The sequence below is a fragment of the Halorubrum sp. 48-1-W genome, from assembly GCF_003287355.1.
Classification (GTDB): Archaea; Halobacteriota; Halobacteria; order Halobacteriales; family Haloferacaceae; genus Halorubrum.
In genome coordinates this window covers 45,063-61,182 of record NZ_QMIM01000017.1, presented here as the reverse complement: position 1 = coordinate 61,182, position 16,120 = coordinate 45,063, and the positions used below count along the sequence as shown (strand labels likewise).

General features: G+C 68.2%; 19 protein-coding genes. 8 read left to right on the top strand and 11 right to left on the bottom strand.

Features of this window, described 5'->3' with window-relative positions; all coding sequences use genetic code 11:
* Positions 1–108: 108 nt before the first annotated feature.
* Both DQW50_RS09015 and DQW50_RS09010 read right to left on the bottom strand, forming a co-directional pair.
* Positions 109–765 (bottom strand): universal stress protein, encoded by a 657-nt coding sequence (locus DQW50_RS09015; RefSeq protein WP_112078950.1) that lies wholly within the window; start codon positions 763–765, stop codon positions 109–111.
* Positions 766–847: 82 nt separating this feature from the next.
* A complete protein-coding gene (locus DQW50_RS09010) occupies positions 848–2,131 on the bottom strand; it encodes a tRNA pseudouridine(54/55) synthase Pus10 (RefSeq protein WP_112078949.1) in 1,284 nt (427 codons plus the stop codon).
* 88 nt (positions 2,132–2,219) lie between these two features.
* On the opposite strand from DQW50_RS09010, the gene DQW50_RS09005 reads away from it, so the two are divergent.
* Positions 2,220–2,600, top strand: a complete 381-nt coding sequence (locus tag DQW50_RS09005) for a DUF5830 family protein (RefSeq protein WP_112078996.1) — start codon at positions 2,220–2,222, stop codon at positions 2,598–2,600.
* 131 nt (positions 2,601–2,731) lie between these two features.
* Positions 2,732–3,373 carry a cyclase family protein gene (locus tag DQW50_RS09000; RefSeq protein ID WP_112078948.1) on the top strand — a complete coding sequence of 214 codons (642 nt, stop codon included), beginning with the start codon at positions 2,732–2,734 and terminating at the stop codon, positions 3,371–3,373.
* A 77-nt stretch (positions 3,374–3,450) separates the two neighbouring features.
* Here DQW50_RS09000 and DQW50_RS08995 read toward each other — a convergent pair whose 3' ends face one another.
* On the bottom strand, positions 3,451–4,806 hold the full coding sequence (locus DQW50_RS08995) for a RimK/LysX family protein (RefSeq protein ID WP_198664648.1): 1,356 nt from the start codon (positions 4,804–4,806) through the stop codon (positions 3,451–3,453).
* Positions 4,807–4,926: 120 nt separating this feature from the next.
* Here DQW50_RS08995 and DQW50_RS08990 point away from each other — a divergent pair, with 120 nt between their 5' ends.
* Together DQW50_RS08990 and DQW50_RS08985 are read left to right on the top strand one after the other, a co-directional pair.
* Entirely contained in the window at positions 4,927–5,979 is a 1,053-nt protein-coding gene (locus DQW50_RS08990; RefSeq protein ID WP_112078947.1) for a succinylglutamate desuccinylase/aspartoacylase family protein, read from the top strand.
* 99 nt (positions 5,980–6,078) lie between these two features.
* Positions 6,079–6,801 carry a hypothetical protein gene (locus tag DQW50_RS08985; RefSeq protein WP_112078946.1) on the top strand — a complete coding sequence of 241 codons (723 nt, stop codon included), beginning with the start codon at positions 6,079–6,081 and terminating at the stop codon, positions 6,799–6,801.
* Between the two features lie 18 nt (positions 6,802–6,819).
* Here the strand turns inward: DQW50_RS08985 and DQW50_RS08980 are convergent, their stop codons facing one another.
* Entirely contained in the window at positions 6,820–7,296 is a 477-nt protein-coding gene (locus DQW50_RS08980; protein ID WP_112078945.1) for a hypothetical protein, read from the bottom strand.
* A gap of 111 nt (positions 7,297–7,407) precedes the next feature.
* On the opposite strand from DQW50_RS08980, the gene DQW50_RS08975 reads away from it, so the two are divergent.
* A complete protein-coding gene (locus DQW50_RS08975; protein WP_112078944.1) occupies positions 7,408–8,259 on the top strand; it encodes a TatD family hydrolase in 852 nt (283 codons plus the stop codon).
* 84 nt (positions 8,260–8,343) lie between these two features.
* Positions 8,344–8,922 carry a DUF2150 family protein gene (locus DQW50_RS08970; protein ID WP_112078943.1) on the top strand — a complete coding sequence of 193 codons (579 nt, stop codon included), beginning with the start codon at positions 8,344–8,346 and terminating at the stop codon, positions 8,920–8,922.
* A gap of 172 nt (positions 8,923–9,094) precedes the next feature.
* Here the strand turns inward: DQW50_RS08970 and DQW50_RS08965 are convergent, their stop codons facing one another.
* The 3 genes from DQW50_RS08965 to DQW50_RS08955 all read right to left on the bottom strand — a co-directional run bounded on the left by DQW50_RS08965 (position 9,095) and on the right by DQW50_RS08955 (position 11,428).
* Positions 9,095–9,952, bottom strand: coding sequence for a DUF63 family protein (locus tag DQW50_RS08965; RefSeq protein WP_112078994.1), 858 nt, complete (start codon positions 9,950–9,952; stop codon positions 9,095–9,097).
* On the bottom strand, positions 9,952–10,401 hold the full coding sequence (locus DQW50_RS08960; RefSeq protein ID WP_112078942.1) for a universal stress protein: 450 nt from the start codon (positions 10,399–10,401) through the stop codon (positions 9,952–9,954). The genes DQW50_RS08965 and DQW50_RS08960 overlap by 1 nt, the downstream gene beginning before the upstream one ends.
* A 97-nt stretch (positions 10,402–10,498) precedes the next feature.
* The gene (locus DQW50_RS08955; protein WP_112078941.1) at positions 10,499–11,428 is read right to left on the bottom strand and encodes a DNA adenine methylase; all 930 of its coding nucleotides are present in this window, start codon (positions 11,426–11,428) and stop codon (positions 10,499–10,501) included.
* A 103-nt stretch (positions 11,429–11,531) separates the two neighbouring features.
* Here DQW50_RS08955 and DQW50_RS08950 point away from each other — a divergent pair, with 103 nt between their 5' ends.
* Positions 11,532–11,789 carry a hypothetical protein gene (locus DQW50_RS08950; RefSeq protein ID WP_112078940.1) on the top strand — a complete coding sequence of 86 codons (258 nt, stop codon included), beginning with the start codon at positions 11,532–11,534 and terminating at the stop codon, positions 11,787–11,789.
* Positions 11,786–11,971, top strand: a complete 186-nt coding sequence (locus DQW50_RS08945; protein WP_112078939.1) for a hypothetical protein — start codon at positions 11,786–11,788, stop codon at positions 11,969–11,971. Before DQW50_RS08950 ends, DQW50_RS08945 begins: the two co-directional genes overlap by 4 nt.
* Positions 11,972–11,998: 27 nt before the next feature.
* On the opposite strand, the gene DQW50_RS08940 is transcribed toward DQW50_RS08945, so the two are convergent.
* The 4 genes from DQW50_RS08940 to DQW50_RS08925 form a co-directional block, all read right to left on the bottom strand.
* Positions 11,999–12,244 (bottom strand): hypothetical protein, encoded by a 246-nt coding sequence (locus DQW50_RS08940; RefSeq protein WP_112078938.1) that lies wholly within the window; start codon positions 12,242–12,244, stop codon positions 11,999–12,001.
* The gene (locus DQW50_RS08935) at positions 12,241–14,232 is read right to left on the bottom strand and encodes a TRAP transporter fused permease subunit (protein ID WP_112078937.1); all 1,992 of its coding nucleotides are present in this window, start codon (positions 14,230–14,232) and stop codon (positions 12,241–12,243) included. Before DQW50_RS08935 ends, DQW50_RS08940 begins: the two co-directional genes overlap by 4 nt.
* Before the next feature lie 74 nt (positions 14,233–14,306).
* Entirely contained in the window at positions 14,307–15,458 is a 1,152-nt protein-coding gene (locus DQW50_RS08930) for a TAXI family TRAP transporter solute-binding subunit (protein ID WP_112078936.1), read from the bottom strand.
* Positions 15,459–15,620: 162 nt separating this feature from the next.
* Positions 15,621–16,049 carry a universal stress protein gene (locus DQW50_RS08925; protein ID WP_112078935.1) on the bottom strand — a complete coding sequence of 143 codons (429 nt, stop codon included), beginning with the start codon at positions 16,047–16,049 and terminating at the stop codon, positions 15,621–15,623.
* Positions 16,050–16,120: the final 71 nt, after the last annotated feature.

Sequence of the window (16,120 nt, the reverse complement as noted above, 5' to 3'; positions counted from 1 at the left end):
ATGTATGTGTCCGTGTTGTAATGTACAAGTATGTACACTAATTTAACGCTGTCGCCCGGGGGTCAAGGACGCACGACGTGCTCGAATCGAAAAGCGGGCGACGGTGGGCTACTCGAGCGGCTGTTCGTCGGCAGCCTCGACGACGACCACCGGGACCGCCGCCTCGTCGACGACGGTGTCGGTCGTGGAGCCGAAGACGAACCGGCCGACTGCGCCGGTCGTCGGCGCGCCGAGGACGACGAGGTCGTAGTACGGCGACTGCTCGACGATCGCGCCCGCGGCGGTTCGGTCCTCGACGAGCCAGCGGTCCACGCGGTCGAACGCCCCGAGGCGGTCACGGGCGGCGTCGAGGAGGCGCTCGCCGGCCGTCTCGTAGTCGCCGTCCTCGTTCCCGGCGTCCCCATCGACCTCGCGAGCGCCCCCGGCCGTGAGCGCTTCCTCGGAGGGGACGACGTGGAACAGCTCCAGCCACGCGTCGGTCGCCTCGGCGAGCCGTCTCCCGACGTCGACCGTCGCACCGGAGTGGGGCCCGGGCCCCACCGCGACGAGGACCGAGGAGACGCGGTCGGGGCGGGTCGCGCGGTCGAGCCCGTTCAACGCCACGTCGCCCGCCGTCGGAACGTCCGCCGCGGCCGTCGCGACTGCCGGCTCGACGACCGGTTCGCCGACCGCCGGAGTTTCGGTTCCCGGGCCCGTGTCCACCGGCGAGTCGGTTTCGCCGCCGCCGGCATCGGCGTCGTCGACGTCGGCGTCGCTCCCCTTCATACCCTACGCGTCAGACGTGCGTCTCATAAATCCCGTTGATCCGACGGATGCTGTCCCGGGCCGGGAGCGGTCCCCGCGGAGGTCAATCCCTGAAGAACGCCTCGTCCTCGAACGGCTCGTCTTCCCCCTCGACGGCGAGGACGTCGAGGGCGGTGACTTCGGCGCCGACCCCGAGGAGCCCGGCGAGGCTCGGCTCGGTCCGCCCCTCGTCGCCGGAGATCAGCTCCTTGATGTAGAGCCCGCCCGCGCCGTGGACCTCGACGGTGGCGTGTCGCGGGTCGGCGAGCTCGGCGTCGGCCTCGTACACGTCGCGCTCGCGGGTGAGGCCCGCGCGCCGGTGGTCGACGCGGTTCGGCGTGTACTGCTCGACCGTCGCGCCCTCCAGTTCGTCGATCGCGGCCGAGAGGTCGTCGCCGTCGACGTCGGCGTCGAACCGCACCTCGGCGCGGTAGCGCTTCGAGGCGTCGTGTTCCTTGACGCGCTCGACCATGTCGTAGCTCGCGAGCCGGAGCCCCTCGACCTCGACTGCGCCCCCGGCGAACGCGTTGATGTCGGCCTCGAGCCGGTCGGTGTCGACCCGTCTGCGACGCGGCTCCGCGACCTCGATCACGAACGGGCGGCCGGTACCGAGCATGCGCGCGTCGACGTCCTCGCGGCCCGCGCCGTGGAACGTCGCCTCGGTGCCGTCCATCACGTCCTCGACGATCGGCGCGGTGTACTCCTCGACGCTGTCGTCGTAGAGGTACCCCGAGCCGCCGCAGTGGTCACACGGGTCCGCCCCCTGCCGACCCGACCCCTGACACTCCCGACAGGGCCACTCGGTCTGGGGGACGTCGCGCTCCAGCTTCCGGTAGCGCCCGTACACGAACGCGGAGTTCACCTTCGCGTCGAGGTCGTCCTCGGCGAGGTCGATCGTGAACTGGACGTCCGGGCGGTCGAAGGAGACCTCAGCGCCCGTCAGTCGACCGACGCGTTTGCCCACTTCGCGGTTGAACTCCGATTTGAACGGCTCGCCGGCGTCCGCCGCCAAGTCGGCCTCCTCGCGGAGCAACGCCTCGTTTTCCTCGATCAGCGGCGGCGGCCGAGTCCCGACGTTGTAGGTGGAAAACGCCGTCCCCTCGACCGCCTCCACCGCGCGTTCGGCCCACTCGTCGAACTCGTCACACCGACCCTCACACACCCAGCAGTCCGCGGTCGCGACCGGCTCGTGGTCGTCGTCCTCGCGCAACGCGAGCGAGGTTCGCAGCGCCGACCCGCGCTCGGCGTTCGACAGCCCGAAGCTCCGGTCGGCGACCAGTCGACCGAGACAGGCGTCACACACCGGCCCCGTCGCGGTCGCCCGCGCGGCGACTTCCAGTACGTCCATACGGGGGGAAACCGGCCGCCCGATAACTGTCTTGCCCTTGGCCGTCGGTCCCGACCGACTTATGTCCGTCACGGCCGTCGGCTCGGGCGTGAGCGAGCCGGCGACGCGTGCGGAGAAGGTGGAGCTCGCCGTCGAGCTCCTCGCACACCTCGAACGCGAGGAGCTCTCACTGCCCGAGGCGATGGACCGGATCGAGACCGTGACGACGAACCCCGCGCTCACGCGAGAGATACTCGACACGGCGGAGAAACGCGGCGTGATCGAACGCGAGAACGCCCGCCTGCGTGTGCTGCGGGGCGGAACCTACGTGGAGTACGACAGCCAGGTGGTCGCCCGCGAGGGCGAGTTCGAGTGTAAGCGGTGCGGCGCGGGGATCACGACCGGACACTTCCTCCGGCTCGAGGCCGGCGAACTCGGGCCGTTCGGCTCCTCGTGCGTCCGGAAAGTCACCGGTCGAGACGCCGAGTGACTCGCCGGTCGAGACGCCGAGCGACCCGCCGATAGGGGCGCCGAGCGACGTCGGGGGGACGGTCGGGGTCTCGTCGACCCGCGGGTTCGGTAGCGGGGGTCGTTTTCCGTGTCCGGTTCCCTGACTCGGCTGTGCACCACGACCTCAGCCATCCCATCGAGACCGGCATACAGACGTACCCGGGCGACCCCGCCGTCACCGTCGAACCCGCCGCGACCCACGGGACCGACGGCTTCCACGTCGAGTCCGTCGAGTGTGGGAGCCACTCCGGGACACACGTCGACGCGCCCGCGCACACGGAGCCCGACGGCCGAACGCTGGACGCCTACCCGGTCGAACGGTTCGTCTTCGACGCGCTCCGCGTCGACTGCCGGGATATCGGCGCCCGCGAACCGATCCCCGCCCGGCGCGTCCCGGACGCCGACGTGGACCTCCTCGCGTTCTGGACCGGGTGGGACGCCACGTGGGGAACGGACCGCTACCTCGACCACCCGTACCTCTCGCCGGCGGCCGCCGAGGCGTGTGCCGACCGCGGGTTCGACGTCGCCGTCGACACCCTGAACCCGGACCCGACGCCGTCGCCGAACGCCGGTGACGACGAGCCGACGGGGTTCGAGGCGCACCACGCACTGCTCGGCGACGGCTCGCTGATCGTGGAGAACCTCGCCGGACTCGGTGCCCTCGACGAGCGGTTCGAACTCCGCGCGTACCCGCTCGCGCTCCCGAGCGACGGCGCGCCGGTACGGGCCGTCGGCGTCGACATCGACGAGTAGCCGTCGGCGACGCTACCGAGTAGCACCGGCAGTCCGGCGACGGCGGATCCCAGAAACGGCGGGCCTCGCAGGCCGGACTACTCCTCTTCTTCCAAGATCTCGCGGTCCTCGCCGCGCTCCGCTTCGTCGACGTCGGCGCGCTTCCGGACGTTGACACGGTAATCACTGAGGATGTCGCGACCGAGCAGGAGCGGATAATCCATGTGTCCGCGGTCCTCGACGCTCGCGGTGACGGTGTGTTGGTTGCCCCCGATCCCGATCACGAGGTCGACGACGGGACGGGCCTTTCCGCCCTTGACGCTGCCCGACTTTACCCGAGTCATGCTCTTTATCGGGCCCGCGCCGATCTCCGCGGCCAGTTGGGTGTCGATGCTGGTCCGGGTCGCGCCCGTGTCGGACTTCGCGAACGCCTGGACCGACCCGGAGGTGCCGGTGGCGACGACCTCCTCGATGTAGCCGATGACGGGCTGTTCGGACGGCCGTGACTTCGGTTTCGGCGCACACGAGGGGCGGGAGTCGTCGAGCGTGTTCGCGATGCGGGCCACGTCGTCGTCGTCGAGCTCGCCGTCGACGGTCTCGATCGCGAGCTTTGCGATGTGCGGCGCGGGGCTCGTGCCGGTCGCCTCGAAGAGCCCCTTGAACCCCGCCGTCGGGTTGACCTCGAGGACGTACCAGCCGTCGTACCCCTCGACGAGGTCGACGCCGGCGTAGTCGAGCCCCATCACCTCCGCGGCGTACAGTGCGGTGTCGGCAGCCTCCTCGGGCATGTCGTCGGTGGCGTCCTCGACCGCGCCACCGAGCGCGACGTTGGTCCGCCAGTCGCCCTCCGGGGCGTATCGGTACATCGAGCCGACGATCTCGTCGCCGACGATGTACACCCGGAGGTCACGGTGTTTCTCGTCGTCCCGGTCGATGAGTTGCTGGAGGAACGCCTGACGGTTGCCGACCTTCGGGTTCACCCGCTCGGTGAGGTCGACCTTCCAGGTGCCGCCGCCGTGGGTGCCGATCGCCGTCTTGTACACCCCCACCTCGCCGAACCGCTCGCGGTCCTGGTTGAGCCGGTCGTTCGAGAGCGCGAGCAGGGCGTCGGGCACGCGGATGTTCCAGTCGGCGAGCGTCGCCGCTGTGGCGAACTTGTGGATCGACGCGAGCACCGCGTTCGGCTCGTTGAGCATCGGTCGGATCCGCTCGAAGGTGGCGGCGAGCCCGAGCAGCTCCGCGGGCTGGTCGGTGTTCGACAACAGGAGCCGGTTCGCGATCACGTCGACGGCCGGCTCGACCGACACGTCGCCGTCCTCGACGCTTATCGCCGCGTTCTCCTCGCGGAGCCACACCGGCTCGTGGCCGAGGTCCTCGACCGCGTTACAGATCGCCTTCGTCTCCTTGCTGTTGTGTAACGACAGCACGCCCACTCGGACCGGATCCGTTCCCATGCGGACCACTGTGACGGCCGGGATAAAAACTGGTCCGATCGTTTCACACGCCCAAACCCTGTCTGACACGTTCGTCGTCCGTGCGTCACGTATAAACCCCGTCCCCGGCTCGCGTGTGACATGGGAAGCGACCGGGCATTCACGTACAACGGCGGCGCGGTCCCGCCCGGCGAGACACAGAACATCCGCTACGGCATCAGCGAGACGTACCTCGGCGACCCCGTCCGCATCCCGGTAACGATCGTCAACGGCGAGCGCGACGGCCCGACCGCGTTCCTCTCCGCGGCCTCCCACGGCGACGAACTCAACGGGATCGAGGTCGTCCGCGAGGTCGCTCACGAGTGGGACCTCTCGGAACTCTCGGGGACGATCGTCTGTCTCCCCGTGCTCAACGTGCCCGGCTTCCTCGCCCAACAGCGGTACCTCCCCGTCTACGACCGGGACCTGAACCGGTCGTTCCCCGGAAAGCCTGGGTCGACGAGTTCGAATCGGATGGCCCACCGGATCTACTCGAACTTCGTCGAGCCGTGCGACTTCGGGATCGACTTCCACACCTCGACGCGGGGACGGACGAACATGCTCCACGCCCGCGGCGACATGACCGACGAGGGGGTCTACCGCCTCGCAATGGCGTTCGGCTCGAGCGTGATCATCGACAGCGAGGGCCCGAGCGGGACCCTCCGCGGGGAGGCGACCGCGGACGGGATCCCGACGGTCACGATCGAGATGGGCGAGGCCCACCGGTTCCAGCGACACCTCATCGACGACGCGCTCGCGGGCGTCCGGTCGGTGTTCGCGGAGTACGGCCTGCTCGAGACGGAGTCGGTCCGCTGGCCCGGCTGGCGCACGGTCGTCGCGGGATCGGGCGAGAAGACGTGGCTCCGGGCCGACTCCGGCGGGATCGTCGACACCCACTACGAGAGCGGTTCGCTGGTTCAGGAGGGCGAACGGATCGCGACGATCACCAACCCGTTCAAGGAGGACGCGGTCGGCGTGAAAGCCCCCTTCACCGGGCTGTTGATCGGCGTTCTCGAGAACCCCGTCGTCTACCCCGGGAACCCCCTCTGTCACCTGGTCGAGGTCGACGACTCCACGGAGCGGGTCCTGTCGTCGCGGGGATCGTCCGAACCCGCCCAGTCGGACCTTCCTTCGTCGGACCGCGCCCAGTCGTAGCGAAGCGATCGGTATTACCCGTTGGGCCCTGTAGGTGGACGCGAACAGAATGAACGGAACCACGAGCGGACGGACCGGGGCGGCCGTCGAGGTGGGTCGATGAATCCTCGCAGGGTGGACTTCTTCGTCGATCTGGCCTACGGTGTGTTGATCTTCGTCGCCGTCGCCCTCTTCGCGGTCGTCGGAAACCGGGTCGGGATCGCCTTCGGGATGGGCGTGCTCGTCTCGTACGCCATCCACGTGTTCTGGAAGATGGCCCGGTTCGACCCCGACTGGATGACGCAGGAGGTCACGGAGAACGTCGAGGAGACGCTGAAGACCGAGGTCGACGCGGTCATCGAGCGCCTCGAGGCGGTAAACGAGCGCGTCGACCGCCGCCCCCGCGCCGACGAGGTCGAGGAGGCGGTCGACCAGAGCGTCGGCAAGGTGTCCGAGGACGTCGAGAAGACCGTCGAGGCGAAGGTCGGCGAGGTGACGAAGGACGTCGAGGAGACCGTCGAGAAGGTGTCCGAGGACGTCGAGAAGACGGTCGAGGAGACCGTCGAGGCGACGGTCGGCGAGACGGTAGAAGAAACGGTCGAGGAGACGGTAGAAGAAACGGTCGAAGGGACGGTCGAGGAGAACGTGAAGGAAACTGTCGAGGAGACGGTGGAAGAGACCGTCGAGGAGACCGTCGAGAAAACCGTCGCCTCGACGGTGGACGACACCGTCGAGCAGCGGCTCGACGAAGTCGTAGACGGCGACGCTGATGGCGGCGACGGCGGCGACGATGGCGGCGACGGCGGCGACGGCGACGCTCCCAAATCCGACGACACGAAGTAGGACCGATCGGCGCGGTGTCTATCGTCCGCGTTCGATGTCGTCCGGGACGCCGACTGCGACCGCCGCGACGACCATGAGGAACCCGACCGGCTGAACGACGACGCGTTGTGCGACGACGGATCCGGGTTCGCGCTCGACCGACCGGGTCCAGAACTCGTAGTGGGTCCCGCCGTGGGCGACGACGAGCAACCCGTTCCCGAGCGTGGGGCCCGACGGGTACGACAGCGACTCGGCCCGCTCGTCGGGGTCCTCCACTGTGAACCCGCCATCGGCGGACTCCCGTGCCCGATCGAAGGCCTCGCGGGCGTCCGGGCCGAGGTCGTCCCGCTCGACCACGTCTCCGTCCCCGTAAGAGGGCGTCTCCGGGCCGACCGGCTCGACCGCGTGGGCGTAGGCAGTCGTCGTCTCAGCGGTCGCGACCGGCAGGTACAGCGGGTTCGCCAGCAGCAGGCCGCCGACGGCGAGGAGGACGAGGGCGGTGGCGGGCCGGGACATGGGACGGGTATCGGCGGGCGACGACAAGAGGGTTTCCGACGACGTCGGGCCCGTTCCGCCGCCCCGGAGCGTCGCGGAACGCCTATCCGACCCGAACCCGCGATACGAGACATGACCGTCGACCTCGACACGCCGGTGCTGGACAACCACCTCCACCTCGACCCACGACACGGCCGCGGTATCGACGCCGTCGAGGACTTCGTCCGTCTCGGCGGCACCCACCTCCTCGTCGTCAACAAGCCGTCGTGGCTCCTCGGCGTCGACGTCGAGGAGCCGGACGACTTCCGGGCAGTCTTCGAGGAGACGCTCGACGTCGTCGCCGAGGCGACGGAGGTGCTTCCCGGCCGCGCGTGGCCCGTCCTCGGCGTCCATCCGGGACTCGTGAGTCGGCTGGTCGACGACCGCGGCTTCACCCCCGACGAGGCGCGCGAGTTGATGTGTGGCGGCATCGACGTCGCGAGCGAGTACGTCGGTGACGGCCGGGCGCTGGCGCTGAAGTCGGGCAGGCCCCACTACGACGTGAGCGACGCGGTGTGGGACGCCTCGAACGCGGTGACGCGTCACGCCTTCGAACGGGCTGTTGCGGTCGACTGCGCGGTTCAACTCCACACGGAGGCGAGCGAGGACCTCACCGACCTCGCGGACCTCGCCGAATCGGTCGGGCTCGCCCCGGACAGGGTGGTGAAACACTACGCAGCCGGACGGCTCGCGGGGCCGACCCCGAGCGTGATGAGCGAGAAGGACAGACTCGAACGCGCCGCGGAGTCGGGCGAGCCGTTCCTGATGGAGACGGACTTCGTCGACGACCCCGACAGGCCGGGGATGGTGCTCGGACCGAAGACCGTCCCGCGGCGGGTCCGGTGGCTACTGGAATCGGGATACGGGACGGCCGTCCGGCGCGCACACGTCGAGACGCCCGCCGCGGTGTACGGGATCGACACCGTGGCGACGTTGGACACGTGAGATCGGTTCTCAGCCGAGTGTCACGGCGTCTCTCGGGGGGACAGATAAGAAAGGCCTTTGAGTCGTCCGGGAGAGGTATGGGGTATGACCGAGGACGAGGCGGTTGAGACGTTCTACTCCGAGGAGCGCTGGCAGAACTGGCTCGACAGGCTCGCCGACGAGGAGCTCGATCCGGAAAACGAAGACTCCGCGCGCCTGCTCTTGAACCTCCAGGACGACGCCGCGATCGCGATCGCGAAGGTCCTCGCAGCGCTGGAGGAGGGGCGCATCGACGAGGAGCGCGCCGTCGAGGAGATCCGGGACGTCAGCGACATCGTCCTCGCGGAGGTCTCCTTCGAGGACGAGGACAAGACCATGCTCATCGACGGGGTCCAGACCTCGCTCGTCCCCGTCTTCTACGCTGCGGAGGAGTTCGTCGTCGGTGGCGTCGTCGAGGGCGACGTCGACGAGTTCGTCCACGCGGCCGCCGACGCCGAGGCCGACGAGGACCTCGACGCCGCGTTGGGGTACGTCGTCCAGGCCGGCACGCGCGTCATCGACGGCGAACGGCTCGACATGGCCCTCGTCGACGAGCTGGAGTACGGCCTCGTCTCCGAGTGGGTCAACGGCCTCGACTCGCTCCAGTCCGCCATCGAGGACCCCGAGGTCGTCGAGGAGGACTGAGCCGCCGCCGTTCCCCGGGACTGCCCCCGTCCGATCCCCGCTTCCCGGACCCGTTCGCCGGGCCCGTCTTCCCGGACCCGCGCTCCGGGACCGTCTCGTTTTCCGCCGACCGCCGCCGACCTCGCGGAGCGTCGACGATCCACGACCCTCCGCGTGAGCCACGGCATCACCGTCAGGCGGTGACGGTGAACAGAAGCAGGTTGTGTACGGCCGGACCGAGCCCGACGGCGGCGACGAATCCCAAGAGGAGCAGTCCCTCCGCGGGTTCATCGCGGACGTACGGGACGAAAAGGGAGACGACGGCGCTCGCGACGGCCAGCTTGACGAGGAGGAACAGCCACCCCTCGCCGAGAACCGGCACCGACGGCACGCCGCCCAGCTCGAGGATGACCCGCGAGAGCGGGCTACGCTCGCCGAAGCCGAGCTGGGTCACCCCGATCGCCGTCGAGACGCCGTCGAGTGCGTGTCCGTACACGGCGAGCGCGCCGACGCCACCGGTCACGGCGGTCCCCGGTTCGAGCCGACCGAGCGTCCACCAGACGAGCGCCGCGATCGGAACCGACGCGAGCACCGCGACCGCCGACCACGACGCCCCCGACCCGGAGACGCCGGTGCCGAGCGCGGCCGCGACGGCGGGGACGACGAGGCATGTCCCGACGGCGGCGACGGCGACCGGGACGCGTCCGTCGTCGACGGCCGACCCCACAGCCAGCCAGGTTGCACCCGCGAGCGTTCCAACCGTCAGGTACACCGTTGGCGACCCGCCGAGCGGGGCGAGGAGACCGGGGAGGGCGCCGACGACGTACAGGACGTGGAGCGCGGACCCGAGAACGACCCACGGGGTCAACGCGAGCACGTGTACAGCGGTGACGGTAGGTCGGCTGTGGCGGATCGCGATCGCGACCCCGCCGCCCGCGACGAGGACGACGAGGAGGTACGGGAGCGGGGGGAGCGTCGTCCCCGCCGGGAGGAACGGGAGGTCGACGAGCGTCGCGGGGAGCACGGCCGTCGCCGCCGAACGCGTCGCGATCACACCGAGAGGACCGGCTGGCTCGCGTACAGCAGGACGTACTCCGCGGCCTTCTCGAGCACTTGTCCCGGTTCGCCGGTGACCGGCTCGCGCGGGACGACGATGAAGTCCGACTCGAGCTCCTCGGCGGTGTCGAGGACGACGCTTCCGGGGTGGACAGTCTTCACTTCGGTCGAGAAGCCGTACGCCATGGAGTTGCTGTGGTCGACGCCGGCCTCCTCGGCGCGGTCCGCGACCGACGCGGTGAAGGCCGCGGTGTCCTCGGCGACGTCGCGTTCGTCTACCGCTCCGGACTCCAACGCCCGGACGACCCCCTCGTCGAGCACGTACAGCGCGTGGACGCTCGCGCCGTACTCGCTCGCGATCCCGATCGCGTAATCGACGGCCTCGTGGGACGCCTCGCTGCCGTCGACGGGCACGAGAACGAGATCGATGTCGAGCTTCGTCATACCCGACCCGACGGCGGGGAAGGTCAAAAAGCCCGTCGAATGGCGGACCTCGACTGTTTCGTCGGGTCAGAGGGGGCGTCGGCGGGCGACGGATGGGTCACCGGCCATCGAACGTCGACAACGCGCGCTGTCCGGCGTCACGGCGGGCGGGTTCGGAGACGTTCGTCGCGATCACCTCGTCGACGGCGTCTCGGCCGTCGGCGTCGCTGTTGATCGCGCGGGTCGCGTCCACGGTGTCGACGTGGAACCCGGCCTCGACGTAGCGGTCGTACGTCACGCCGCTGTTCGAGACGAGGACGTTCACGCCCCGGTCGTCGAGCGTTCTCGCGACTTCGAGCAGGCGTTCCTGGTCCTCGCGATCGAACCCGTCCGCGCTGTACGCGGTGAAATCGGCGGTCGGGCTCATCGGCTCGTACGGGGGGTCGAAGTACACCAGATCGCCCGGCTCGGCGGCGTCGAGGACGTACTCGAAGTCGCGGTTGGATACCGCGACGTGCTCGAGCGCCTCGCTCGCCCGTCGGATCCGGCCGCCGTTGACCCAGTTCGGGTCCGCGTACCGGCCGATCGGGACGTTGAACCCGCCGTCGGCGTTCTCACGGTAGAGGCCGTTATAGCAGGTACGGTTCAGGTACACGAAGAGTGCGGCCTCCTCGAGGGGGTCGTACTCGCCGGTGTACGGCCGGTCGTTGAACCGCGCACGCTGCTGGTAGTAGTAGTTCCCCACCTCGCGGCCGCGCTGGGTGGTCTCCGCGTAGGGGAGGTCCGGATCGGGGGCCGACTCGGGGTCCGCGAACTCCTCCAGCCGCTCGATGAGACGGTCGGGCTCGTCGCGGACCCGCTCGTACAGCGAGACCAGTCGGGGGTTCACGTCGTTGATCGTTCCCGACGCGGGTTCGAGGTCGAAGAAGACCGCCCCGCCGCCCACGAAGGGCTCGTGGTACCGGTCGAACGACTCGGGGAACCGCGCGTACAGCGCGTCGAGGAGCTGTCGTTTCCCGCCGGCCCACTTGAGTATCGGCTCGACCATGCGATGTCGACGGTCGGCTCCGGTCGAAAATAAACACCCGGGAACGCTCCCGAGACCATCCACGGGGGATACGTTCATGTCGTTAGAAGACGTTACGGACCTAATGACACGAACGATCAGGTTAAATCGACTCGACGGCGTCCTCTCGGAACTCGAGTACCCCACGGATCCCTCGACGGTCGCAGCGGCGTGTGAGGACGTGACGGTTCGGCTCGCGGACGGCGAAGTCAACCTCGGCGAGACTGTGAGCGGGTCGGACGCGGCCGAGTTCGCGTCCGCAGAGGAACTCAGAACGGAGCTGATGAGTCGGCTTCCCCGACGTGCGGTCGGCGAACCCTTCCAGTCCGACGGGGACGCGTGAGCACCCCCGATCGGGCGGGGGACGACGGCACTCGTCGGATCGTCGACGTCACCGGGACGCGATACGCGATGTGGCGGTGTGGCTCCTGTGGCGAGATGGGTCGTCTTCGCGGACCGCTTCCGTCGACGTGTCCGGGCTGTGACGCCGACACGGAGTCGTTGTTCTACTGGGCGGAAGACTAACCCTCCCGGAGGAAGCTTCGACGGCCCTCAGATCGTCACGACGTTGTCGCCGATGAAGTAGATGTACGCCCACCAGAGGTAGCCGAGGGCGAGAACGATGGCCGTGAGCACCTCGAAGACCGTCACGTAGGTGTCGCCGTGCGTCTCACGGAACTGCTGGATCAACTCGATCCGCTTCCAGACGGGCATGAGCGGTTCCGGAACGATCTCTTCGAGGCCGCCGACCTCCGAGGTGTCGATCTGGTCCTCGGTGGAGTCCTTCGTCGAGCTCATTGGTTCACCCCCGATCCGAACGGCAGGTCCATTCCGCGCACCATCACCTTCTCGCCGACGAAGACGGCGACGAAGACGGCGATCCCGCCGAGCTTCACCGCGAGCATCGGGAACGTCATGATCAGGACGCCGAGCACCGTCAGTCCGACGCGAACGAGCGTGATCCGGCCGATGGACAGCTCGAACGGGTAGTTCAACCCGTAGATGATCGCGATCGCGCCCAGCATCACCAGCGCGCCGAGGAACAGCGTGTTCCCGTCCGGCGACATCGAGATCAGCCCCGGGTTGTAGACGAACGCGACGGGTAACACGAAGAGCGGCGCGGCGATCTTCAGGGCAGCCCCGCAGGTCCGCCAGAAGTTCGCCTCCGCTATCCCGGCCGCGACCACCGCCGCGGTCGCGACCGGTGGCGTGATCCCGGCGAGGATCGCCGCGTAGAACATCGTGTAGTGTGCCGTCTCGCGGGCGATCCCGAAGTCGGCGACGAACGTCGGAACGATGAGGATGGCCACGATGACGTACGCGGCGACCGTCGGCATGCCGACGCCCATTACGATGGCGACCGCCATCCCGAGCAGGACGGCGAAGAGCAGGACGCCGCCCGAGAGGTTGATCATCAGGAGCGCGATCTTCGCGGGGACGCCGGTCGTCGAGAAGAGGTTCACGACGCCGCTCACCACCACGAGGATGATCGCGATCGGCGCGAGGATGATGGCCCCGCGGCGGAACCCGTGGATCGTGTTCTTGACCTGCGCGACGAACTCCGCGCCGGCGGACGTCTCCGAGCCGTCGACGAGCCGCTGTACTGGCGGCATCAGGACGCCGGTGAGGACCATCGCGAAGACGGTGTACATCGCCGAGGTCATCACCGTGTACTGGGCGATGCCGAGGTAGTAGATCAGGACGCCGAACGGGATCCCGAACCTGAGTCCCTCGACGACCTTCTGGCTCGAGGTCATCTCCTCGTCGAAGAACTCGGAGAACTCCATGTCCTGGTCGCTCGCGTCGCTGATCGCGGTGTAGTGGACCGCGATGGCGATGGACGCGACCAGGATGGCCGCGGGAACCATCCCGGCGATCACGATGTCGAGGTACGCCACGCCGAGGTACGACGCCATCACGAACGCGGACGCCCCCATCACCGGCGGGAGCACCTGTCCCGCCGTCGAGGCGACCGCCTCGATGCCGGCCGCCCGATGGCCGGCCATCCCGCTCTCCTTCATCGTCGGGATGGTGAACGAGCCGGTCATGGCGGCGTTGGCCGTGTAGGAGCCGTTGATCGAGCCGATGACCGCCGAGGAGAGCACGGCCGTCTGTGCCACGCCCGACCGGATCCGGCCGGCCGCGACGATCGCGAGCCGGAGGATCAGATCGAACGCGCCGTACGCGAACAACAGCCCGGCGTACAGGAGGAACGGCGCGATCCACGACGCGGTCAGCTGTGTGAGCGACCCGTAGAACCCGTACAGGTCGGTGACGAGCGCCTGGAGTAGCGTCAGTTCGGTCATCCCCGCGTGTCCGAGGACGCCGGGAACGCCGTCACCGAAGATGGCGTACAGCATCACGCCGACGACGAGCCCCAAGAACAGGTTCCCGAACTCGCGCCAGGTGAGGTACAGAAGCGAGACGATGATGAGTCGCGCCAGCATGTACTCGTGTGGCGTGGCGAACCCCTGTCGCAGCAGGTAGACGGTGTCGAAGTTGGCGAAGAAGTACGCCGACGCCGTGATCAACACGCCCGCAGACGGGAGTAACACCGCGGCGTCGACCCAGCTACCGTCCTCGAGCGATTCCCTCGTCTCGTTGAGCGCGTACACCGTCATGATACCGCCGACGAAGATCACGCCGTACCTGACGGTCGACCACGTCTGTGTGTACATCCACCCGAGCGATATCGCCCAAAAGGCGATAGCGGCGAGCGTGACAGTGATATCGAGTCCGCGAAGCCAGCCCGTCGGTCCGGTCGTGTGTTCCGCTTGTGTATCCATTTGTTGTATCGTATAGAAATGTCGTGTCGTTCGTCGGCTACGTCATCGAAGCGGGGCAATCAACTCGGGAGGCGTTACTCGCCTTCCTCGAGGCTGTCGTCCCACGCGTCGTTGTCCTGGTAGTACTGGACCGCGCCGGGGTGAACGGGGATCCGCTCTTGAGCGTATCCGAGCATGTCGGCCGTCGACTCGTAGTCGTTGAACTGCGCTTCCCCCTCGTTCACGACGTCGTTGTGCTCGTCGACGACGCGGCACAGCTCGTAGACGGCGTCGGCGTCGGCCTCCGGGTTGAACGTGTAGAGCACCTCCAGGTCCCAGGTGAACACCTCGTCGGTGCCGATGTCCGTGTCCACGATGGGCCAGTCGTCGTAGCTCGTCGTCGTCGTCCCGGCGCCCGAGAAGGACTCCGCGGACTCGATGAGCGCGTCGGTCGGCTCGACGTAGTGGAGATCGACGCGGGAGGCCATCTCCTGAACGAAGCCGGTGTACCGCACGCCGGGCGTCCCGTAGGCGATGCTGGCGTCGATCGTCCCCTCCTCCATCGCGCCGGGGGCGTCGCCGACGCCCATGTCCTGGATGTTCATCTCCTCGTAGACGTCGGCGGTCGGGTCCTGCGACCAGACGTCGAGGGTGGTTCCCCGGGTCGAGTACCCCGGCTCGGCGGGGTAGACGTTCGCGCCCGCGAGGTCGTCGAACGTCTCGATGTCCGTCCCGTCACGCGCGACGATGTAGATGCTGTACGGGAACGCAGAGAAGCCGTAGTACGGGATCCGCGACACCGACTGTTCGTCGAACTGTCCCTCCTCGTCGAGCGCCTTGTTGAGGGAGTTGTTGTCGGTGATGCCCGCGTTGAACTGCTCCTGGGCCATCCGATAGATGGTCCCGATGTATCCCGGGCTCTCGATCGTCGAGTACTCGAGGGTGTCGCTCTCCTCACTGACCGCCCGCTCAACGGCCAACCCGACGTCCTGGGTCCCGCCGGCGGACGTCCCGACACGAAGCTCCAGGGTCTCGTCGCCGGAGCCGTCGTCACCGGAGCCGTCGTCGCCGGAGCCGTCGTCACCGGAGCCATCGTCGCCGGAGCCGTCGTCACCCGAACCGTCGTCGCCGGAGCCGTCGTCGTCCACGTTCGTCTCCCCGTCGCCGCTACACCCGGCCAGTCCGGTTACCCCCACTGCTGCCGTGCCGTACAGGAACTTGCGTCTGTTTACGTCTTTGTCAGCCATGTTCGAACGTGATCATCACGTGGATACATAATAATGCAACTGTTTGTTCCAATATTAAATAGTTAATTAATAACACAGTGAACTAAACAAACAGTCACTTCCTCTGGTTTTCATTTCATTTCGATCGATTCGACAGCGATAACGGTCCCGCGGGCGCGGACGTCACTCGACGAGCACGACCGTCACGGGACAGTCCGCCGAGAGCATCACCGACTGGGTGGTGCTTCCGAACAGGGCCTTCCCCGTGGGGCTCCGCTTGCGTCCGCCCATCACGATCCCGTCGGCGTCGATCTCGTCGGCGACGGCGAGTATCTCCTCGGTCACCTCGCCGTGTTCGCGGCGCTTCGAAGCGGTCACGCCGGCCGATTCGAGGCGTTCGACGACCGCGTGGACGCTCTCGGGGAAGTTCGCCTCGTCCCAGACGTCCTCGGAGTCCACCTGACCGCCCTCGCCCGTGACGTCGAACTCCTCGAAGACGTTCACCACGACCGCCTCGACCGCCTCGTCGGCGTTCGGGAGGTCGCTCACGGCGTCCGCCGCGGCCATGGACCGTTCCGTGTCGTCGCCGACGGGGATGAGAACCCGGTACATACGCGTGACTGGTGTGGGTTCCCGAATAAAGCTTCCTGCGTGTTCGAGCGACGGTTCCGGGGGGCCGTTCG